This window comes from Acidaminococcus sp., from assembly GCA_022482815.1.
Lineage (GTDB): Bacteria > Bacillota > Negativicutes > Acidaminococcales > Acidaminococcaceae > Acidaminococcus.
The window spans coordinates 2,537,703-2,559,524 of the sequence record JAKVOM010000001.1; the positions used below are offsets into that span (position 1 = coordinate 2,537,703).

Here is a 21,822-nt window from a genome sequence, read left to right on the forward strand (position 1 = left end):
CCGATTAGTGAAGCATCACGAATGTAATGAAATAGTAAGCAAGCGGTACAGAAAAAATCAAACTGTCGCAGCGGTCGAGTACGCCGCCGTGTCCGGGGAAGAAATTCCCCGAATCCTTGATTTCGCAGTTACGCTTAAGAATCGACTCCACAAGGTCACCGAGCGGTGCAAAGATGGCTACAACAAGGCTCAGTATAAAAACTTCCAGCACAGGAAAACGCAGCCAGCAGGTCCCCATGAGCATAATCATGACAACAGAACCAATGAAGCCCCAAACGGCGCCTTCAAGCGTCTTGTGCGGGCTGATGGCAGGTGCCAGAGGGTGTTTTCCCATAAGGCGGCCCCCGAAATAAGCAAAGGTATCGCTCGCCCAGGTGCCGAACATTACTGTCCACAAAAGGGCTTCCCCCAGGGACATGGTGCCCCATATCGGCACCTGATAAACAGCACCCGTGAGTTCCCGCATCATGATGACATGAGAAAAAGGCAGGCCGATGTAGACAATCGCAAGGCAGGATAAAGCTGAGTTTTCAGCCCACTTGCCGCGGGCATAGTGATAGAGGCCGTTCAACAGTACAAAGAGCACAGAAATCGTAATAATCGGCGTCAGAAGATCTGCTCTTCCAAACGCTGCAGCAACAATCTGACAGATAATCGACAACACAGCAAATTTTTCATAAAGCACGTACCCAATTTTCTTAAGCATGTGCTTGTACTCCAGCCAGGCAACGAGTCCCAGCAGCAGGACACCGGCCGCAAAAGGCAGACCGCCCAGCTTGATCAGAGCCAATGCGATAGGAATCGCAATGAGAGCCGTGCGTATTCTTTGTCCCATAACTTCTTTATTTCCCCTTCTTCTTAGACAGCCCGCCAAAACGGCGATCCCGTTTTTGGTAGCTTAAAATAGCCTCTTTAAAGAGAGCTTCTGAAAAATCCGGCCAGTAGGTCGGCGTTGTCCAGATTTCCGAATAGGCAATCTGCCACAGCAGAAAGTTGCTGACGCGCAGATCTCCGCCGGTACGGATCAGAAGATCCGGCATCGGCAGTCCTCTGGTATAAAGATGATTTTCAAAAATTTCTTTTGTTATCTGATCAGGCGCCAGCGAACCCTCTTTCACTTCCGCGGCAATTTCGCGCACGGCATGAAGAATCTCATCCTGACCGCCATAGTTGATTGCAACATTAAGCTGAATGCCCGTATTATTCTTTGTGTCTTCCACGGCTTCGTCCATCTTTTCAAGGACAACTTCGGGCAGGCCTTCCCGACTGCCAAGAAAACGCATCCGTACCTGATATTTCTTGAACTCATCCAGTTCTTTCGTCAGGTACTCAACGAGCAGGTTCATTATAAAACGGACTTCCGTAACAGGCCGTTTCCAATTTTCTGTTGAAAAAGCATATGCCGTAAGCGCTTCAATCCCGAGCGAATCGGCGTATTCTACGATGCGGCGCAGCACGCGGGCTCCGGCAGCATGACCGAAAGTTCTGGGTTTCCCTTGATTTTGTGCCCATCTTCCGTTGCCATCCATAATAATGGCCACGTGGCGTGGAATTTTAGCTGCATCCAAATCGGGGTCCGCACAATGGGGGACGAATGTTTGAGGAGTTTCCGCTCTTTGATTGCGCCTTAAAATTTTATTCAGCATGTTCTGTTTTCCCCTATAAAAAATGAGCGCAGCCTGCAAATGCGGGCTGCGCATTGCGCCTAAAGACTGAGATTAGTCAGCAGCTTTAATAGCGCCTACCGGACAACCGCCGGTGCAAGCATCGCAGTCGATGCAAGTAGCTTCATCAACTTTGTACTTGCCATTGTCTTCAGAGATTGCGCCTACGGGGCAGGTACCAGCGCAGGAACCGCAGCCGATGCAAGCGTCTTGATCAATCTTGTGTGCCATGAGCAGTGCACCCCCTTTCAAATTGACAACCGACAATTAATAGTAATTTATGGTCAGGCCCGATAATCTGCTTAAGTACATAAGCATGATTGTCAGACCAGACTAGCTCTTTGCGGCGGAAAAAAGGCTCCGCCCGTTTGACCTCAACGGTCCACCCTGCTTCTTCTGCCATTTTAAGGGCCAGAGGCAGCGGTCTTGCCAAAAGGTCAGGTACTTGGGATGCACTCATCAAACCGACATAACTTCCTTTTCTTTCTTCTCAAGGACTTCTTCAATCTGTTTGGTAAACTTATCCGTCATCTTTTGGCTGATGTCCGTAGCATCCTTGGCATCATCTTCCGTGATTTCTTTTGCTTTCAGAGCCTTCTTGACGCCATCATTGAAGTCACGGCGAATATTGCGGATTTCTACGCGGGAAGCTTCGCCCTTTTTGTTGACGACCTTCACCAGTTCTTTACGGCGTTCTTCCGTCAGAATCGGCAGACTGAGACGAATCACAGTGCCGTCGTTGTTCGGATTGATGCCGAGGTCACTTGTCATAATGGCCTTTTCAATGGCCTTCAGCAGAGATTTATCCCACGGCTGAATCATAATCATACGCGGTTCGGGAACCGAAACGTTGGCCAGCTGGTTTATCGGAGTCGGGGTTCCGTAATAGTCAACCTTGATTCGATCCAGCAAAGCCGGCGTAGCCCGGCCCGTACGAATGGCAGCCAGTTCAGAACGTAATGCCTTGACCGCATTCGTCATTTTTTCTTCACTTTTTGTCTTTAATTCTTCAATCGTAGCCATCAAAGTCCTCCTACCAGGGTTCCGATTTCCTCCCCTGCGGCAGCCCTCATAATATTCCCTTTCTGGTCGATATTAAACACGACAATGGGAATATGGTTGTCCATGCAGAGGCTGATTGCTGTGGAATCCATGACACCCAATTCTCTTTGGATGACATCCATGTAATCCAGATGATCAAACTTCTTGGCATTCGGGTTAACCTTTGGATCACTGTCATAAACACCGTCAACGCCCTTCTTTGCCATCAAGATAGCGTCGGCTTCAATTTCAGCGGCTCTCAGAGCTGCCGTAGTATCCGTAGAAAAGTACGGGTTACCGGTACCAGCCGCAAAGATCACGACACGGCCCTTTTCAAGGTGCCGTATAGCACGGCGGCGGATATACAGTTCAGCAATCTGTCGCATTTCGATAGCCGTCTGTACACGAGTAGGTACGCCGCGGTTTTCCAAAGCATCCTGTAAAGCCAGGGAATTGATAACTGTAGCCAACATGCCCATGTAATCGGCAGTGGCTCTGTCCATACCTTTGGAGCTGCCCGAAAGTCCTCTCCAGATATTGCCGCCGCCATTGACGACTGCGACATCCAGCCCACTTTCACGTACAGCTTGAATCTGACCGGCAATGCTGTCTACCGTTACGGGATCGATACCAAAGCCTTTATTTCCAGCTAAAGCCTCTCCGCTAAGTTTGAGAATTACGCGTTTGAATTTTCTTTTTGCCGACATCAAACTGTCCCTCCCATGGATTCTGACACGTGCAAAATAACCTAATGCCATTATATGAGAATTTGCCTGTTCATGCAAGGATAAATCACCTATCAGAACAATAATTCATCTGCTGTATCTTCTTACGGATTATGAGCTGTCCTTTGTCTTCCTGAAAAATATAGCGTGTCAGCCTGAAAATACTGCAGGCCATCTCCTTCTGCAGCAGCATGAATCCGGCCGAATCTTCTCAAAAAATAAGGGAACACCGTACAGTGTCCCCTTATATTGTGTTTTAAAGAAAAGCTTATTTGTTCATGAAGCTCTTCACTTCAGCAGCGAAGTCTTCCTTCTTCTTTTCAATGCCTTCGCCCAGCTGATAACGCACGAATCTCAGAGCCTTGGCACCATGTTCCTTCAGCAGGCCGCTGATGTTCTTGTCATTATCCATAATGAATTCCTGGTCAACGAGGCAGTTTTCCTTATAGAACTTCTGGAGACGGCCCATAACCATCTTTTCAATGATCTTTTCAGGTTTGCCTTCGTTTCTAGCCTGTTCGGACAGTACTTCTTTTTCATGGTTCAGTACATCTTCCGGAACCTGGGTACGATCCAGCCAGGAAGGAGCAGCAGCAGCAATCTGCATTGCCACGTGCTTAGCCACTTCTTCATCGCCGCCTTCGAGTTCAACCATAGCGCCGATCTTGCCTGCGCCATGAATGTAATGGCCCAGCGTATGATCGCCGTATTCATATACCGTGAAGCGGCGGAGATCAATCTTTTCACCAATCTTGGCAACAGCTTCGGTCAGTACTTCGCTGACTTTCTTGCCCGTGCCGTTGAATTCCTGATTCTTCAGGGCATCCATATCAGCCGGCTTGTTTTCGGCAATGTGCTTTGCCAGAGCCTTAACCATGTTCTTGTATTCATCCGTGTTGGCCACGAAGTCGGTTTCGCAGTTTACTTCTACGAGAGCAGCTACTTTGTTGGCTTCATCGATGTAGCATTCTACAATACCTTCAGCAGCTACGCGGCTTGCTTTCTTGGCAGCCTTGGAAAGACCTTTCTCTCTCAGATAGTCAATTGCTTTATCCATGTCACCGTCGGTAGCAGTCAGGGCCTTTTTGCAGTCCATCATGCCTGCGCCGGTACGACTACGCAGTTCTTTTACCATACTAGCAGTAATTTGCATGCTTATTCCTCCTAAAGATGATATCCCGTTATCCTAAAGTGGATTACTCAGCCTTTTCGTCCGTTTCTTCAACCTTGGCTTCTTCTTCAGCAGCGACTTCTTCTTCATCCACAGCGCTTGCCTTACCTTCCAGGATAGCGTCAGCCATCTTGCTGGTCAGGAGACGTACGGCACGGATAGCGTCGTCGTTTGCAGGCATCAGATAATCAATTTCATCCGGATCGCAGTTGGTATCAACCGTTGCAACCACAGGGATGTGGAGCTTACGGGCTTCCATGATTGCATTGTGTTCCTTGCGCGGGTCAATAACGAAAATAGCATCCGGCAGCTTCTTCATATCTTTGATACCGCCGAGGTATTTTTCCAGTTTAGCCATTTCATGGCGGAGAACGATGACTTCCTTCTTAGGCAGTACATCGAAAGTGCCTTCTTCTTCCATCTTTTCGAGATCATGCAGTCTCTTGATACGGGTCTGGATGGTCTTGAAGTTGGTCAGCATGCCGCCGAGCCATCTTTCGTTGACATAGAACATGCCGGCTCTTTCAGCTTCTTCCTTGATAGCGCTCTGAGCCTGCTTCTTGGTGCCGACGAACAGGACTTTACCGCCCTGGGCAGCGAGATCACGCAGGAATGCATAGCATTCTTCTACCTTCTTAACAGTCTTCTGCAGGTCAATGATGTAGATACCATTGCGTTCCGTGAAGATGTAAGGAGCCATCTTCGGGTTCCAGCGTCTGGTCTGATGACCAAAGTGAACACCTGCTTCTAAGAGTTGCTTCATTGATACAATTGCCATAATACTTCCTCCTGTTTTTACCGCCGCAGCTATTTTCCGAATTCCCTCCGAAAAGGACAGTAACGTCAAACGCTGCGTGTGTAGTGTATATTGCTGTGAGTTCACAGCCAAGTGAGATTATAGCACAAAATAGGAATGTCGTTCAAGGGGCAAATCAGCATCACGCGTAAAAGTGGGTGATGCTGCGAAGCTGTGGCCGCCGGAGGCGGCTTGTCGGCAAATTTGTAAGGACTGCGGCAAAATGGAATGGAAAACAAAAATCGCTTTTGGCCTTTGGCTTTTAGCATACAGCCCCAACGGTACGACCTGTCGGCCTAAATGAAATACAAAAACAGGAACTGTAAAGGTACTTTGTAGAAATTCTTCACAATTCCTGTTTTTTCATTAATTCACAGCAAACCGTTTACGGTTTGCTTCTTACAGAGCGACCCGCCACCTGGTGTGCTCCCCGTCAAGCGGAGACTAAAACATTTCAAAATCCTGCTTAAAAATGTATCATTTCTTACATATTCTTAAACAGCACTGGCATAGAAATTGTGGAACGCTATCGGGGACATTCTCATCAGTTTACGTTGAGTTCTCTTTGTATTGTAATATAGAATGTAATCCCGGATATCCCACTCCAGTTCTTCGATACTGTAGTATGTATGCATATAGATTCTTTCCCGCTTTAACATTCCCCAGAACCCTTCTATTGGGGCATTATCAAGGCATCTGCCGGTTCTGGACATACTTCTTGTTAAGTTGTACTGTTCCGCCATTTCCAGATATTCATTGCTTGTATATTGAAAACCCTGGTCTGTATGGACCAATGGATGTGCATTGGGATTCTGTTTGAAGGCTTTCCTGAAAGTCTCCATAACAAGAGGTGTATCATTACGGTCACTCATCGCATAGGATACAATTCTATGGTCATATAGATCTAAAATCGCGCTTAAATAGAGATGTTTAACAATATAAGTTCCACTGACAGGGCCTGGAATGTTAAGCCGGAATTCGGATACATCTGTCACCCACTTCTGGTCAGGCATGTCTGCATGGAATTTCCTGTTCAGTACGTTCTCTGCTTTGCGTGGACTGTCCTTACCCACACAGCTGTGGGTGCAGCCCTTTGGTCTCCACTTAATCTGGGAATGAATATGCAGCTTACGGAAAAGACGGTAACACCGTTTATCAGAGATATCGATGTTGCATTCTTCCCTTAATTTATCAGCCATCATGCGGTATCCCGCTTCAGGATATTTAATATGAAGCCTGAGAATATGGCAGCAGATCCCCTTGTTTATGAGCTCATTCAGGCTAAGGGGCGTCTTGCGCCAGCTATAGTAGGCAGAGGGGGAAACGTGCAGGATAGCACAACACTTTTGCACGGAAGCCCCATTTTCCTCGCAAACCTCTTGAATCGCTTCATACTGCTTACGATTACGAGTCAACGAAAGCGATTCCTTTTCGTCAACTCGTCCAGTTTTTTTAGAAGCAAAATCTCCAATTCGAGATCCTTGACTTTTTGTCTCAGGCGCACCAGTTCCTCATCTTTTGTTTCCTTGTGGGAAGGATCCATCGGTTTCTTCTTGGGTCTGCCCTGATGGTTGGCCAGTCCTGAATTCCCGTCCTTTTCGTAGCGTTTAACCCAGTTGTAGACCTGACGATAGGAATAACCGTATTTTTCGGCTACAGAACGGTAATCACGGTTGGATTCCAGACATTCCTTGACGATTTTGCAGCGTTCTTCAAGGGTACTTGCCTTACCTTTCATGGATTTATCACATCTCTCTTGATAAGCGTAAGAATCTAATTCTCCATGAATATTATAATGCTTAACCCAGTCTGCAAGAACCCTGGGGGAACGGATCTTGTATTTCTTACAGATTTGAATGTAGCTGCCTTTACCATTCAGATAATCCTCAACGGCATTTTCCATAAGGGAAAGGGGATAGGTTTTCTTTCCCTTTTTCGGGGAAAAGGCTTCTGCGCCCTCGTTCTTGTAATTCATTACCCAAACAGAAACGTTCTGCCGCCGGATACCAAGGTTTTTAGCCACTTGGTAGGTGTTGGATCTGTGTTCAAGGATATCTTTGACAGCATTGAGTTTAATCTCAGGAGAGATGAATTTATTATTGCTCTTTACCATGACATGCCTCCTTAAAACATTGACATAATTTTTTTCTCCGTCTTAAGGGGAGCATATCAACCGGCGGCCTGCGGGTTTATTGGATCTTTGCCAGTACTTCGTTTTTCAGGGCTTCTGCTTTTTCTTTCCAGTCTGCACCGGCCGTGCCGCCGCCCTGGGCAGTAGCATTACCACCACCGCCGCGGCCCTCAAAGGCTGTATTGGCCATCTGGCAGATTTCACGGCAGTTGATGGAAGAACCTTTCGGTGCCGCAAACTGATACATCAGACGATCGCCATTTTTGAGAATGATTCCTGCAAAGACATTTTTCTGGGCGGAAACGAGTTTCATTATGCTCTTGCCGTCCGCAGGAGATCCCGTCGTCTCAATCCAGACAAATTTAGTTCCGTCCGGAAGTACAGGAGCTTTTTCGAGAATTTCCGGAAGTTCGTGTTTAAACAGCGCCTGAGCTTTTTCTCTTACCTGGGAGTGCAGATCAAGGATTTCCTGGTGCATCTTCTTTACGGCATCAAGTACTTCTTCAGCCTTTACAGACAGCACATTGCTCGTTTCTTCCAGGATGTAATTCCGTTTGTACATTTCTTCCACGGCACGGCGTCCGCAGAGAAATTCTATCCGGCTGCCGCCTTTATGACGAACAAAACGAATGACCTTCACGCAGCCGACCATACCTGTAAAAGGAGGATGCGTACCGCAGCAAGTACAGGTATCACCGTTTTTAATGTCGACAAGGCGCACGGTGCCGCGCAGTTTATCGTTTTTCTTGCGAAGATTGAAGCGGCCAAGTTCTGTATGCTGTACGTAATGCAGGGTAATCGGATTATTTTCCCAGATGGCCTGATTCGTCAAAAGCTCTGCCTTTTTGACCTCTTCCTCAGTCACTTCTTTATCGAGATCGATAAAGACACTTTCTTCATTCATATGGAAACCGACATTGTTCGCTTTGCAGGAAGACCAGAACGCATAAGACAGCATGTGTTCCCCGCAGTGCTGCTGCATCCGGTCGAGGCGAATGTCCCAATTCAGTTTAACCGTAACTATCATACCTGTCTCTATTGCCTTATGGGTCCAGTGCCAGACGTTCTCGCCCTCTTCAGAAGCATAATACACAGGAACATCATTCAGCCATCCCTGGTCGGAGAGCTGCCCGCCGCCTTCCGGGAAAATGACGGTTTTATCCAGCAGAATTTCAAAATGATCGTCTTTCTGGCGGCATTCGGTCACTTTGGAAACACAAGACTTCAGCATCGAATCATTTTCATAAAGTTTCTCTGTCATAAAAATTCACCCCTACCTTATCTCCCTTTCGGAACTCCACATGGATGCGGCCGCTTGCTTCCCAGGCACGAATGTTGCAGCGATGCTGCCCGCGAAGAATGGAAGTAAGTCGTTCCGGACAAGTAATAATCATATTATAATTCCCATCGGGCTGCGCTTCAATAAGCGATTGGATAGAAATTCGATATTCATAGGATCGTACCAGTTCCCCGAAGGCCGGATGAAACGGCCCGTCAAGGATGTGCCCGGGAGCGCACAGTTCCTTATCGGGCTGCAGACCCATGCGAATGACTTGGATGTTATGTGCTTCCAGGCGTTCATGCAGATAGGCCGTCTGAACCACGGCTTCTTTCAGGGATAACGGTGTATATTCGCCTTTTTGATACCATGAAGCAAGCTTAGTTCCGGCAATGACAAGGAGCGGATAGATTCTTGCACAGTCTGGTGCCAGTTCACAAACTTCATGACACGTCCGGCGAAGACTTTCCCAATCCTGCCCGGGCAGCCCGACCATGAGCTGAAGCCCGACGGAAAAACCATACTGCCGGAGAAGCGCCGCAGCATCTTTTACGTCGCGTGCGGTATGGCCCCTTTCAGCGCGTTTTAAGACTTCATCATCCAGTGACTGCACACCAAGTTCTACGGTTTTCACGTGAAAAGCTTTCATCTGCTCCAGAATTTCCGGCGTAATGGCATCGGGCCGAGTGGAAAGGCGCAGTTCTCCAAAAAGGCCCTCCTTACGCTTATTATCAGCGAGAGTCAGTAACTCCTTCTGTCTTTCCAGAGGAAGCGCCGTAAAGGAACCTCCGAAAAATGCCAGCTCATTCCGGGAGCTTGGTTTCACCCACTGCTCCGCTTCGGCAATCTGCCTTTTGGCAGAAGCAAGGCTGTTATCCTGCTGACCATTGATGACCTGCTGATTACAGAACACGCAGCGATGGGGACAGCCGGCAAAGGAGATGAATACGGGAATAATAGTATGTTTATTTTCAGCCATGCCGTCTTTTCCTTTCTCTCCTATTTTAAAAAATACACCGCTAAAACGCATTGCTTCACGTTCTAACGGTGTATGGTTCATTTTGAAAAATTCTTAAAGGCGACTCTCGCTGCATACTGCTCGGCGGCTTTTTTGGTCCGTCCTTTGCCGGTACCACATTCCTTGCCGTTCACTAAAACTTTCATGATAAAGGTGCGGTTGTGCGGAGGCCCTTCCATGGCAGACAACTTGTATTCGATATCCACCGGGCCGTCTTTCTGGACCAGCTCCTGGAACTTTGTCTTGTAGTCGCGGCTGATGCCGCCGTCAGTGAGTTCCGGAATCCGCCGGATCAAAAGTTCGTAGAGGAGTTGAGAAGCTTTTTCATATCCCTCATCGAGGTAGTACGCCCCAATTACGGATTCAAAAGCATCAGCCAGGATGGAAGGATTCTTCTCCCCGTCAAGATGCTGCTCCCCTTTGCCAAGGAGCAGATACTGCCCCAGGTGCATATCCGCTGCCAGCTCGGCCAGTGTTTCCTCGCATACCAGAAAGGCACGAAACTTGGAAAGCCTGCCTTCATCCATTTCAGGATGCTGCTTATACAGATATGTGCTGACAACAAGACTCAGCACGGAGTCACCCAAAAATTCAAGACGCTGATTGAATTCCGGACGCTTTTCTGCCTTTACTTCGTACGCATAGGAAGAATGGGTCAGCGCCGTGTCCATAAGCGACAGGTCCTGCATCGTAATATGGAGACTGTTTAGAAATTCCGTCAGCGCTTCTTCACGCGCTTTCTTCATCAGCCTTTATATTTACGGAAGCAGATGCTGGCGTTATGGCCGCCGAAGCCAAAGTTGTTGGACAGAACCACATCCACATCTGCCTTGCGGGCGACATTCGGAACATAGTCAAGGTCAAGACCTTCTTCTACGTCTACATCTTCATAGTTGATGGTCGGAGGAATGATGCCGTTTTCAATGGTCAGCACGGAAGCAACGGCTTCCATACCGCCGGCAGCACCCAGCAGATGGCCCGTCATGGACTTGTTGGAGCTGATAGGCACCTTCTTGGCACGGTCGCCGAAAATCTTCTTGCAGGCAATCGTTTCGTTCCGGTCATTGGCATGGGTAGAAGTACCATGTGCGTTGATGTAGCTGACATCATCCGGCGTAATACCACCGTCTTTGATAGCAGCCATGATGCAGTCAGCCTGCATTTCAGCAGTCGGTTCAGGAGCAGTGATGTGGTAAGCATCGGAATTGAAGCCATACCCAATCAGTTCAGCATAGATATGAGCGCCTCTCTTCTTGGCGTGTTCCAGTTCTTCCAGTACGATGATCCCGGCACCTTCGCCCAGGACAAAACCGTTTCTTTTCTTATCGAACGGGCAGGAAGCTTTTTCCGGCTCGTCATTGTTGCGGGACAAAGCCTTCATGTTTTCAAAACCGGCAATGGCCAGTTCCGTAACGGCAGCTTCTGCACCGCCGGCCAGCATCACATCTGCATCCCCGTATTGAATGGTACGGAGAGAATCACCGATGCAGTTGGTACCCGTTGCACAAGCCGTGACAATAGCCGTGTTCGGGCCCTTAAGACCCAGGGTAATAGCAATCTGGGCAGCCGACATATTCGGAATTTCCATAGGGATGAAGAACGGGCTGATGCGGCTCGGGCCCTTTTCTGCCAGCTTCTGAGAAGCTTCCAGGAAAGTTTCCATACCGCCGATACCTGAACCTACGCAGACACCGATACGCTTCGGGTCTTCGTCTTCCATCTTCAGTCCGGAATCTTCAAAAGCCATCTTGCCGCAGGCTACAGCAAACTGAGTTACACGATCCATCCGTCTGCCTTCCTTACGGTCACCATAGTTGGCAAAATCAAAGTTCTTGACTTCACCGGCAATTTTTACAGCCGTCCGTTCCGGGTCAAAACGGGTAATCCGGGCGATACCGGACTTCCCTGCAATCAGGTTCTTCCAAAACTCATCCTTGCCGATACCAATAGGAGTGATGGCGCTGACACCTGTTACTACGACTCTACGCTTCAAAAGGATCACCTCATTATAAAGATTGACTTAATTCTGCTTTTAATCTTCTAAAAATTTCATGAACAGGAAGAATTTCTTTGATTTTCCACATATTGGCGCCGGTAAAAACAAGGCCAGTTTCCAAATCTCCCTGTTGAGCTCGCGTCAGGGCCCGGATGATGCAAAAACTCCGGGAACAATGCTTCAGGCAGCGGTCGCACTTTTCCGGTGCGGGAGCGCGCCCTTCCAAAATGGCCTTGGAGAAAGGACTGAGGACAGCTCTTCCCTTAAAACCAACCGGACTATCTATCTGAACCACGTCATCCTTGGTCATTTTCAAATAAAATTCTTTCAATGCCGGTGCACCGTTGGATTCCTCACTGGCTGCAAAACGGCTGCCCATCTGGACTCCGCTTGCTCCCATATGAAGAAGATCCGCCACATCCTGGCCTGTAATAGCGCCGCCTGCAGCGATCACTGGAATCTTCACAACGGATAAAATTTCCGGCAGAATATCTTTTATCGAACGCTGGGTTCCCAGATGACCACCGGCCTCTGTGCCTTCTACCACAATGGCGGAAGCGCCCAGGCGTTCAGCAATTTTCGCTAATTTAGCATATGAAACAATGGGAACAATGGGTACCCCATATTCCCTGCCGACAGAAAACATATCACGGGAAAAGCCTGCGCCGGCCACAATCAAATCGACTTTTTCCTCGGCTGCGGTTGTGATAAGTCCCTTAAACTCACGCGCCGCCACCATCGCGTTGATACCAATCATTCCCTTGCCGTTGGATAATTTCCTGGCAAGGCGGATTTCTTTGCGCAGTTGGTCAAACGGCAGACCGGAAGCAGCAATCAGGCCAATACCGCCTTCATTTGCCACCGAAGCCGCAAGTTTCGCCGTAGACAGGCGAATTGCCATACCACCCTGTACAATAGGCACCGTGGCAACTTTATCACCAATCTTAAGCTCTGGCAATTTCAAGAAAACTCCCCCAATCAGGATGAAAAAGATCATGGATAAAGTTCGGAAAGTCCCCGCAGGGACCTTCCGAATTCTGGTGACAAATTATTTGTCTGCTTTATCCAACAGTTCAACTGCATCTTTCACGGTACGGATCTTTTCAGCAACATCATCGGGGATTTCAGTATTGAATTCCTCTTCAAATGCCATGATCAGCTCCACAATGTCCAGGGAATCAGCTCCTAAGTCATCGATGAAAGTAGAGTCCATCTTTACATCATCAGGATCAACGCTCAGCTGATCAACGGTGATTGCCTTTACTTTTTCAAAAGTACTCTGTTCGCTCATTCCATTCACCTCCCTTCAATCTCCATCCATTAATCATACTACATTACCATGCCACCGTCCACATTTAAAACCTGGCCGGTTATATAAGCAGCTTCTTCCGAAGCAAAGAAAGAAACTGCATTGGCAACATCTTGAGGCTGGCCCTGCCGTCCCAGAGGAATGGCAGTCAGCATCTGGCTCTGCACTTCATCGCTCAGCACCTTCGTCATATCGGTTGCAATGAACCCGGGGGCTACGGCATTGACCGTAATACCGCGGGAAGCGACTTCCTTGGCTACCGCCTTGGTAAAACCAATGACACCGGCTTTGGCAGCGGCATAATTGGCCTGACCGGCATTGCCCATCTCTCCGACTACGGAGGCCATATTGACGATACGACCGCTCTTCTGCTTCATCATGGTCCGCATAACGGCCTTTGTGCAGTTGAAAACGCCCTTCAGATTGGTAGTCAGCACGGCATCCCAGTCTTCTTCCTTCATGCGCATGAGCAGTCCGTCACGGGTGATTCCGGCATTATTGACGAGGATATCCAGACGGCCCATCTCTTTAACGACGGATTTGACCATTTCCTGGCAGGCATCGGTGTCAGCAACGCTGCATTTGCACAGCATAACTTTGCGCCCGAGTTTGCGGATTTCTTCTGCCGTAGCCTCGGCAGCGGCCGTATTGCCGGCGTAGTTTACTGCGATATCGGCCCCAGCCTTAGCAAGGGTAAGAGCAATAGCCCGACCGATTCCGCGGGAAGCCCCCGTTACCAGTGCTACTTTGCCAATCAAAGTCATTTTATCTGACCTCCTTCAATTTAGCAAGAGATTTTTCCAAACTATCCATATCTTCCACGTTAAGCGCCGTGTAGGAACGGTCTACTTTACGAATGAAGCCGCACAGGGTCTTACCGGGTCCGACTTCCACAAACGTATCTACACCGTCTGCCATCATGTTGCGAACGGTATCTTCCCACAGAACGGGGCTGGCAGCCTGTTTTACGAGCTGCTTGCGGATTTCATCGCCCTTGGTTTCCGGTTTAGCCGTTACATTGGCATAGACAGGAATAGCAGCATCCTTGATATCAATTTTATCGAGTACTTCAGCAAGTCTGTCTGCGGCAGGCTGCATCAGGGCACTATGGAAAGGTGCACTGACGGCGAGCATAATGGCACGCTTTGCGCCAGCTTCCTTCATGGCATCAGCCGCTTTTTGAACCGCTTCCGTGTGGCCGGCAATAACAACCTGGCCCGGGCAGTTGAAGTTGACAGCTTGTACGCATTGACCGGTCTTGGCAGCGACATCGGCGCAGATAGCTTTGATTTTTTCCGTATCAAGAGCAATGATGGCAGCCATGGCACCCTGACCGACAGGAACCGCTTCCTGCATAAAACGGCCTCTTTGACGAACCGTACGAACGGCGTCAGCAAAGCTCATGGCACCGGCGGCCACAAGAGCGGAATATTCTCCCAGGCTATGACCGGCAGCCACAGCGGGTTTCACACCATTTTCTTCCAGAACTCTGAGAGCAGCAACACTGCAGGTCAGAATAGCGGGCTGTGTGTTATAGGTCAGACGCAGCTGATCCTCCGGGCCCTTGAAGATCAGGTCCGTCATAGAAAAGTCAAGTGCCTCATCAGCTTCCTTGAAAACATCTTTCACGACGGCATAGTTATCGTACAGTTCCTTCATCATGCCGACTTTCTGCGCTCCCTGTCCAGGGAACATAAAAGCAATTTTACTCATGATTTTGCCTCCTTGTTTTTTTGCCATCTTACAGCCAGTGATCCGTAGGTCAGACCGGCTCCAAAACCGACCATGACCACATGATCATCTTTATGGATGCGGCCCTTGTCCCATGCCTCGCAAAGTGCAATAGGAATGGAAGCCGCTGATGTATTGGCATACTCATTCACATTGACTACAATTTTCTCCATTGGGAAATTCAGTCTCTTTGCAGCGGATTCAATGATTCGCAGGTTTGCCTGGTGCGGAATCAGCAGATCAATATCCGCCACTGTCAGGCCCGCTTTCTTTAGAACATCCAAAGTGCAGCGGGGAACCGTCTTTACGGCAAATTTAAATACTTCCGAACCGTTCATATGAAGGAAATGTGCCCCCGCATCAACCGTCTCATGGGAGGCCGGTCTGCGCGATCCGCCGGCAGGAAGGTTCAGGAATTGTCCTCCGGATCCCTGCGCGCCGAGGCTTACCGCCAAGATTCCGTATCCCGGTTCCACACGGCCGAGAACAACGGCTCCGGCTCCGTCTCCAAAGAGGATGCAGGTACTGCGGTCCTTCCAGTTCAGAATACGGGAGAGAGTCTCCGCGCCTACCACAAGGATGTGGCGATAAAGTCCGGAAGCAATCATCTGGCTCACAACGGCGCAGGCATAGACGAAACCGGAACACCCTGCCGCCAGGTCAAAAGCGGCTGCATGGGATGCTCCCAAACGGTCCTGCAGCATGCAGGCCACGGACGGAAACTTCATATCAGGCGATTCGGTAGCAACAACAATCAGGTCAAGCTCCTCTGCAGTAATCCGGGCATCAGCAAGCGCCCGTTTTGCTGCTCTGAAGGCAAGATCAGAAGTGGCTTCATCAGGGGCGGCAATATGCCGCCGAACGATACCAGTACGGGTCCGAATCCACTCGTCACTGGTATCCATCAATTTTGCAAGGTCAAAATTCGTAAGAACTTTTTCCGGGACATCATATCCCATACCGAGAAATCCGACTCCAAATGGGGTCATTACTTTAGCTCACCACTTTCGTCTTCATCGTGCATGATTTCTTTGCGAATACGGCCTACTACATCTTTTTCCGTCAGTTCCATGGCCACACGAACGGCATTTTTGATGGCCTTGGCTTTGGAACTGCCATGACAAATAATAAACGGTGCACGGACGCCCAGTAAAAGAGCCCCGCCATATTCAGAAGCATCCATTTTGTGCTTCATCTTTTCAAGAGCAGGTTTCATCAGGAGCGCACCCAGTTTTGCCATGATGCCGCTCGAAAAAATGGTATTCTTGAAAATATCTACAATGGCAATGCCCAGGCCTTCCATGGTCTTCAGGACCACGTTCCCTGTAAATCCGTCACAGACAACCACATCGACCGTGCCCTTATTGATGTCACGGCCTTCCACATTACCAATAAAGTTAATATGTTTCTCCTGTTTCATCAGCGGATACGTGGCAAGTGTCTGTTCGTTGCCCTTCGTTTCCTCTTCGCCGATATTAAGGAGCCCGACGCGGGGATTTTTGATGCCAAGCTGAAGCTCTGCATAAACCGATCCCATAATGGCACTCTGCACCATCTGCTCCGGCTTCGTATCAACTTTAGCCCCGGAATCAAGCAGCACAGTAGCACCCGTAATACTCGGAATCACCGTTGCAATGGCCGGACGTTCAATGCCTCTGATACGGCCGAGGCCGAACAGGGCCGAAGCCACGGCAGCACCTGTACTTCCTGAAGAGACGAGAGCATCGCACTCCTTTTCATGGAGCAGATGCGTAGCCACCACGATGGAGGCATCCTTCTTTTTCTTGACACTGATGCCAGGGTGTTCTTTCATCTCAATTACCTGACTGGCATGATGGATAGAAACTTTCGGATTGTTTTCCTGGTGTTCCTTTTGCAGTTCAGCTTTGATGACATCCTGATCACCGACCAGGACGACCTCACAGCCGTACTCCCCTACTGCTTCCAAAACCCCTTTGATGATTTCAGCAGGACCATAGTCGGTCCCCATAACATCAACCGCGATTTTCATTTTCCTGATTCCTCTCTTCAGGCAAGGCTGTGATCAGGAACTTCGCTCTGAAAACTTCCTTTCGGTTGTTCCTGATTTTCACCCAGATTGTATACTTATCTTCTTGTTTCCTTTTTACTTCAGCTCGAGCAACGAGCACGGAACCACTGTAGACGGGGATCTTATACTTGACATTAGCCACCCCGGTCACTGCGGCCGGAGCATCGATCACGGCAAGTGCCAGTGAATTTGCCTGTGCGAACATATACTGCCCGCGGGCAACACCCGTCTTTTGCAGGACCATCTCTTTGGTGACAGTCATCATGGAAATCCCGCTGACTCCGATTTCCAGGTCAATCAGTTCACCGACAATATCGTCACTCGTGATGGACTGCAGCTTTTTCTGGGCATTCTCGGCCATATACCGCGTTCTTTCACGCAGTTCCGGAATGCCAAGAGCCAGCCTGTCAAGACGAATGGTCTGGATACTGACGTCAAACTGTTCGGCCAGGTTCTCATCAGTCAGAAAGGGATTCTTCGCAAGAAGCGTCTGCAATTTTGTTTGACGAAGCTTTTTATTTGCGGCAGAGCCCATAACTTTCACCTACTTTTAGTACCTAGTCCTAACAACAGACATTATTATAAGGTGATAAACCATAAATTGCAACTTTTCAGGCCTTATTGTCACATATAGTTTACAGTATGGAATAGAAAAAGGCCAGAGCGTGGAGAAAAAGTACCGGCAGTACGGCCTTTGGCCGAAAAAGCAGTTGGTGACTAATGCCGTAGTACAGACAGGGCCTCTGTAACGCAATGATGCAATGAAGCCATGAAGCTGCGGACGGCTTCACTTCTGACCTGCAGCAGCGCAATCCGACTTCTGTCGGGAATAAAATGAGAATTATAAACCGCTTTTGCAGGTTAGTCGAATTTAAGAACATGTTTTGTCAATATCGCTGCTCTCAGTGGCAATCTACGGCCAGCGGATTAATTAATAGTTTTTCTCCCCCCCTCTGTGGTTATTTCTTTTTCCGACTTCGTGGAAGGAGATTGCGTGCTCTTTTTCGCCGTAGTGATAACCGGATTTCCATCCTCCACCACTTCGTGGTTCTCCTTTTCAAAGCCACTGCGTGGCGTGAAAGGAGGTTGTAGAAGATAAGCAAACCTCCTTCGTCGGTTTCAGGATGGCCAAGCTTTGGCTTGGCCTACCAAGAAAGCTTTCCTCCCCCACTGCGTGGTCCTTCCTTCCGACTGCGTGGAAGGAGGTGGCAGAGGATAAGCAAACCTCCTTCGTCGGTTTGCTTTTAATAAAAAAAGCGTACCGCCAATCGACGGTACGCTCTTTTATTCATAGACTTATTCCTCTTCGGTCTTGACAACTTCCTTGCCATCGTAATACCCACATTCAGGGCATACATGGTGCGGACGCATCAGCTCGTGGCATTGCGGACATTCAACCAAGCCAGGAGCAGTCAGTTTCCAATTAGCGCGACGGGAATCGCGGCGAGCTTTAGACATCTTTCTCTTTGGTACTGCCATTGTTGTACACCTCCTACACTCAACCTATTTCTTGAGCAATGCCTCGAGAGCCTGTAATCTAGGATCAATGGATCTCGTTTCACAATGACACGGCGTCACGTTTCTGTCGGCTCCACAGACCGGACAGATACCCTTACAGTCCGGTTTGCACAGTGCTCGTGCAGGAACAGAAAGCAGAAGGGACTCCCTCAAAGCATCCGTAACATCAACCATATCAAACTTATAGGTCATGGCATCTTCCTCCAGGCCTTCCGTCCCTTCGGGATAATACCGTTCGTCAAGGTCTGCCGTCAGATTCAGCACAATGTCCTTGAGACACCGCGCACACTGCGTCTTCACGCGGAACTGCAGCTTACCCTCCAGAAGAATCATGTCTCCCCCGTTGGAAAGCGTAAAGTCAGCGGACACAGGCCCGTCAAGTTCAACGTCTTCCTTCTGAAGATCCAAATCCCCTGCTTCCAAGTCATAATGATAGGAAGCAGACCCGATAAGTTGTTTCTTGATTTCTGCTACATTGATCTTAATCATAATAATATCAACCGTTACATTATAACGGTGTGTCCATCCTTTGTCAAGAAATTACTTTCCGCAAAGCATGTTGGTGTCGCGGGCAATCACCAATTCTTCGTTGGTCGGAATCAGATATACCTTAACCTTGGAATCAGCTTTGCTGATTTCGGTAACTTTGCCGCGGACATTGTTGCGTTCAGGATCCAGTTCTACACCGAGGAATTCCAGGCCGGAGCAGATCTTAGCACGGGTTCCGATATCGTTTTCGCCGACACCGGCAGTGAAGACGATAGCATCTACACCACCCATAGCGGCAGCATAAGCGCCGATGTAACGCTTTACCTGATAGCAGAACATATCCAGAGCCAGCTGAGAGCGCTTGTCGCCTTTTTCTGCAGCTGCTTCGAGGTCACGGAAGTCACTGGAAACGCCGGAAATACCAAGAACGCCGCATTCCTTGTTCATGTACTTGTCCATACCGGCAGCATCCAGGCCCAGTTTATCCATCAGAATAGGAACGATAGCCGGGTCAATGGAACCGCAGCGGGTGCCCATCAGAACACCATCCAGCGGAGTGAAGCCCATGGAAGTATCTACAGACTTGCCGCCCTTGACAGCGGTGATGGAAGAACCGTTGCCCAGATGGCAGGTGATGATACGGCTTTCAGCAACCGGTTTACCCAGGAGCTTAGCAGCATATTCGGAAACATAACGATGAGAAGTACCATGGAAGCCGTATTTACGGATGCCATACTTCTTGTATTCGTCATACTTTACACCAAACATGTAAGCCACAGGAGGCATGGTTTGATGGAAAGCAGTGTCGAAAACGCCGACTTGCGGAGTATTCGGCATCAGTTTCTGGCAAGCTCTGATACCAGCAACATTAGGCGGTTGATGCAGCGGAGCCATATCGCTCAGGCTTTCAATCTTCTTCAGGACATCTTCCGTAATCAGAACGGACTTGTCGAAGATTTCGCCGCCATGTACGACTCTGTGGCCGACAGCGTCAATTTCATCCATGGATTTGATAACGCCATAGTTCGGATCAACGAGTGCAGCCAGTACCTTTTTGATACCATCTACATGATCAGGAATAACACTCGGCAGTACAACCTTGTCCTTGCCGGCAGGTCTGTGGGTCAGGCAGGAACCTTCGATACCAATTCTTTCTACCAGACCTTTTGCGATGACGGATTCGTCTTCCATGTTGATCAGCTGATACTTAATGGAAGAACTGCCACAGTTAACAACAAAGATCTTCATTATTTGCCTCCCAATTTTTTGCTGGTATAAAGCCAGTTTTTAATCTTGATATGGAATCATACCTTTTCATTTTAGCAAATCATGCCTTAATTGTCTAGAATCAGCGAATATATGAGTAAAACAGTGGTTAGTGAGTGGTTAATACAGATGTGCCGGCGCCCTCTTCGGCGGAATTTTGATAAAGATTATAACGGACAGTTTATTTCTATTGCTGCAAAACGCTTGTCGCCTTGCTTCCTAAAAGTACGGCCGGCGGCATTTTTCTTTACTCCATGGTATAATAGAGACAACAATGTACATAATAAGGAGGAGCTATGACTACTACACCCGTTGTCGGAATTGTGGCTGAGTATAATCCTTTTCATAAGGGTCATGCCCACCAGCTTGCAGAAATCAAGAAAGAACTCGGTGCTGTTCCTGTAATTGCCGTGATGAGCGGTTCCCTCACGCAGCGCGGAGAAGCGGCTCTGTGGGATAAATGGGCCCGTGCTTCCCTGGCGCTTGCCGGCGGGGTCGATCTGGTGCTCGAACTGCCTGTCTCCTTTGCCTGCCGCAGTGCTGAATATTTTGCCCGCGGCGGCGTTGAAACGCTGGCAGCAACCGGACTTGTCACCCACCTCTCTTTTGGCTGCGAAACGGAAAACTACGGTCTTTTGAAACAACTAGCCAATGAAAAAATTTCCCCGGAAGAATGGCAGGGTGCTTTGTCGGATGGTCATTCCTACGCCCAGGCTGCGCGTGCCATCCTGAAGCGCCGCAATCCGGCCTATAAAAAATTGCTGGAAGGGTCCAACAACCAGCTGGCCCTGGAATATCTCCGGACGCTCAATAAAGAATATCCTGCCCTGCACGTAATTGCAGTGCAGCGCAGCGGTGCTTCCTACAGTGACTCCAAACTTGAGAAAGAACTGCCAAGTGCTTCCGCTCTGCGTGCCGAATTAAAAGAGCATGGATTTTCCCAGGCGTTCCTCGATGGATTTACAAAAGAAGAACAACAACTGCTGCATGAACTTGCAGCCCGCTTTACGCGCGTCAAAGATAATTTGCTGAATGAACTGCTGCTCTATCGTCTGGAACTCTCGAGTGCCGGTAAGATTGCCTCTCAGGCAGATGTTTCGGAAGGATTGGAAAACCTTCTCTACAAAAACAAAAGGGCCGGCAGCTTTGAGAAAATTGTTGCGGCCTGCACGACGAAGCGTTATTCCAAGTCTCGTCTGCGCCGTCTCTTGTGGCAGGTCATGCTCTCCAACAGTGAAGTTTCCTTTGCGGAAACAAAGCGCCTGAAACCGGCCTACATCCGTGTACTTGGATTCAATGACACGGGACGGAAGCTGCTTGCGGAAATGAAAGATACGGCAGCCCTTCCGATTCTTACAAATGTTGAAAAGGATACGATGGCAAACCTTTCCGAGCGCGGGCGGAAACTGCTGCAGCTAGATATCCGGGCCACGAACCTCTATGAACTCATCACGCAGGAAAAAATTTCTGATCTGGATTATAAGATGGCGCCGGTAAAGGGTTAACCTTGAAACAGCCTTAAGGGTTTTATGACTCTACAAGTTCAATATTTACACACAAAAGGGGCTGTCGCATTTTGCGACGGCCCCTTTTGTATCAAAAACAAGGTAAAAGCAAGGCGCGGCCTCATTGAATGAG

Annotated in this window: 25 protein-coding genes; 1 reads left to right on the forward strand and 24 read right to left on the reverse strand. The window is 48.8% G+C overall.

All coding sequences use genetic code 11. The features are described 5' to 3' along the window. Positions 1–4: 4 nt before the first annotated feature. The 24 genes from LKE33_10935 to LKE33_11050 form a co-directional block, all read right to left on the reverse strand. Complete coding sequence (locus tag LKE33_10935) at positions 5–835, reverse strand: phosphatidate cytidylyltransferase (protein MCH3951433.1); 831 nt, start codon at positions 833–835, stop codon at positions 5–7. 7 nt (positions 836–842) lie between these two features. Continuing rightward, positions 843–1,646 carry an isoprenyl transferase gene (locus LKE33_10940; GenBank protein MCH3951434.1) on the reverse strand — a complete coding sequence of 268 codons (804 nt, stop codon included), beginning with the start codon at positions 1,644–1,646 and terminating at the stop codon, positions 843–845. Positions 1,647–1,718: 72 nt separating this feature from the next. Beyond that, positions 1,719–1,895, reverse strand: a complete 177-nt coding sequence (locus LKE33_10945) for a 4Fe-4S binding protein (GenBank protein ID MCH3951435.1) — start codon at positions 1,893–1,895, stop codon at positions 1,719–1,721. Further along, complete coding sequence (locus tag LKE33_10950; GenBank protein MCH3951436.1) at positions 1,879–2,124, reverse strand: hypothetical protein; 246 nt, start codon at positions 2,122–2,124, stop codon at positions 1,879–1,881. The genes LKE33_10945 and LKE33_10950 overlap by 17 nt, the downstream gene beginning before the upstream one ends. Beyond that, entirely contained in the window at positions 2,124–2,687 is a 564-nt protein-coding gene (gene frr, locus LKE33_10955) for a ribosome recycling factor (protein MCH3951437.1), read from the reverse strand. Before frr ends, LKE33_10950 begins: the two co-directional genes overlap by 1 nt. After that, entirely contained in the window at positions 2,687–3,412 is a 726-nt protein-coding gene (gene pyrH / locus LKE33_10960) for a UMP kinase (GenBank protein ID MCH3951438.1), read from the reverse strand. Before pyrH ends, frr begins: the two co-directional genes overlap by 1 nt. 286 nt (positions 3,413–3,698) lie before the next feature. After that, positions 3,699–4,583: a translation elongation factor Ts gene (gene tsf / locus LKE33_10965; GenBank protein ID MCH3951439.1), complete on the reverse strand. Its 885-nt coding sequence runs from the start codon at positions 4,581–4,583 to the stop codon at positions 3,699–3,701. A gap of 43 nt (positions 4,584–4,626) precedes the next feature. Continuing rightward, positions 4,627–5,379 carry a 30S ribosomal protein S2 gene (gene rpsB, locus LKE33_10970; protein ID MCH3951440.1) on the reverse strand — a complete coding sequence of 251 codons (753 nt, stop codon included), beginning with the start codon at positions 5,377–5,379 and terminating at the stop codon, positions 4,627–4,629. A 512-nt stretch (positions 5,380–5,891) separates the two neighbouring features. After that, the gene (locus LKE33_10975) at positions 5,892–6,812 is read right to left on the reverse strand and encodes an IS3 family transposase (protein MCH3951441.1); all 921 of its coding nucleotides are present in this window, start codon (positions 6,810–6,812) and stop codon (positions 5,892–5,894) included. Beyond that, positions 6,809–7,510 carry a transposase gene (locus LKE33_10980; protein MCH3951442.1) on the reverse strand — a complete coding sequence of 234 codons (702 nt, stop codon included), beginning with the start codon at positions 7,508–7,510 and terminating at the stop codon, positions 6,809–6,811. The genes LKE33_10975 and LKE33_10980 overlap by 4 nt, the downstream gene beginning before the upstream one ends. A gap of 76 nt (positions 7,511–7,586) precedes the next feature. Continuing rightward, positions 7,587–8,789 carry an alanyl-tRNA editing protein gene (locus LKE33_10985; GenBank protein MCH3951443.1) on the reverse strand — a complete coding sequence of 401 codons (1,203 nt, stop codon included), beginning with the start codon at positions 8,787–8,789 and terminating at the stop codon, positions 7,587–7,589. Further along, positions 8,770–9,786, reverse strand: a complete 1,017-nt coding sequence (locus tag LKE33_10990) for a radical SAM protein (protein MCH3951444.1) — start codon at positions 9,784–9,786, stop codon at positions 8,770–8,772. Before LKE33_10990 ends, LKE33_10985 begins: the two co-directional genes overlap by 20 nt. A 77-nt stretch (positions 9,787–9,863) precedes the next feature. Further along, a complete protein-coding gene (rnc, locus tag LKE33_10995) occupies positions 9,864–10,571 on the reverse strand; it encodes a ribonuclease III (protein MCH3951445.1) in 708 nt (235 codons plus the stop codon). Continuing rightward, on the reverse strand, positions 10,571–11,818 hold the full coding sequence (fabF, locus tag LKE33_11000; GenBank protein MCH3951446.1) for a beta-ketoacyl-ACP synthase II: 1,248 nt from the start codon (positions 11,816–11,818) through the stop codon (positions 10,571–10,573). Before fabF ends, rnc begins: the two co-directional genes overlap by 1 nt. A 13-nt stretch (positions 11,819–11,831) precedes the next feature. Further along, positions 11,832–12,785: a nitronate monooxygenase gene (locus LKE33_11005; protein MCH3951447.1), complete on the reverse strand. Its 954-nt coding sequence runs from the start codon at positions 12,783–12,785 to the stop codon at positions 11,832–11,834. A gap of 84 nt (positions 12,786–12,869) precedes the next feature. Beyond that, complete coding sequence (locus LKE33_11010) at positions 12,870–13,112, reverse strand: acyl carrier protein (GenBank protein ID MCH3951448.1); 243 nt, start codon at positions 13,110–13,112, stop codon at positions 12,870–12,872. Between the two features lie 38 nt (positions 13,113–13,150). Continuing rightward, complete coding sequence (gene fabG / locus LKE33_11015; protein MCH3951449.1) at positions 13,151–13,894, reverse strand: 3-oxoacyl-[acyl-carrier-protein] reductase; 744 nt, start codon at positions 13,892–13,894, stop codon at positions 13,151–13,153. Position 13,895: 1 nt separating this feature from the next. Then, on the reverse strand, positions 13,896–14,843 hold the full coding sequence (fabD, locus tag LKE33_11020; protein ID MCH3951450.1) for an ACP S-malonyltransferase: 948 nt from the start codon (positions 14,841–14,843) through the stop codon (positions 13,896–13,898). Beyond that, positions 14,840–15,850 carry a ketoacyl-ACP synthase III gene (locus LKE33_11025; GenBank protein MCH3951451.1) on the reverse strand — a complete coding sequence of 337 codons (1,011 nt, stop codon included), beginning with the start codon at positions 15,848–15,850 and terminating at the stop codon, positions 14,840–14,842. The genes fabD and LKE33_11025 overlap by 4 nt, the downstream gene beginning before the upstream one ends. Beyond that, complete coding sequence (plsX, locus tag LKE33_11030) at positions 15,850–16,872, reverse strand: phosphate acyltransferase PlsX (protein ID MCH3951452.1); 1,023 nt, start codon at positions 16,870–16,872, stop codon at positions 15,850–15,852. Before plsX ends, LKE33_11025 begins: the two co-directional genes overlap by 1 nt. Continuing rightward, positions 16,856–17,446 carry a transcription factor FapR gene (gene fapR / locus LKE33_11035; GenBank protein MCH3951453.1) on the reverse strand — a complete coding sequence of 197 codons (591 nt, stop codon included), beginning with the start codon at positions 17,444–17,446 and terminating at the stop codon, positions 16,856–16,858. Before fapR ends, plsX begins: the two co-directional genes overlap by 17 nt. Positions 17,447–18,207: 761 nt before the next feature. Beyond that, positions 18,208–18,390 carry a 50S ribosomal protein L32 gene (gene rpmF / locus LKE33_11040; GenBank protein MCH3951454.1) on the reverse strand — a complete coding sequence of 61 codons (183 nt, stop codon included), beginning with the start codon at positions 18,388–18,390 and terminating at the stop codon, positions 18,208–18,210. Between the two features lie 24 nt (positions 18,391–18,414). After that, the gene (locus LKE33_11045) at positions 18,415–18,918 is read right to left on the reverse strand and encodes a DUF177 domain-containing protein (GenBank protein MCH3951455.1); all 504 of its coding nucleotides are present in this window, start codon (positions 18,916–18,918) and stop codon (positions 18,415–18,417) included. Between the two features lie 51 nt (positions 18,919–18,969). Further along, a complete protein-coding gene (locus LKE33_11050) occupies positions 18,970–20,169 on the reverse strand; it encodes an acetate kinase (GenBank protein ID MCH3951456.1) in 1,200 nt (399 codons plus the stop codon). Between the two features lie 311 nt (positions 20,170–20,480). Between LKE33_11050 and LKE33_11055 the strand changes: the two genes are divergently transcribed. Then, positions 20,481–21,689: a nucleotidyltransferase family protein gene (locus LKE33_11055; protein ID MCH3951457.1), complete on the forward strand. Its 1,209-nt coding sequence runs from the start codon at positions 20,481–20,483 to the stop codon at positions 21,687–21,689. Positions 21,690–21,822: the final 133 nt, after the last annotated feature.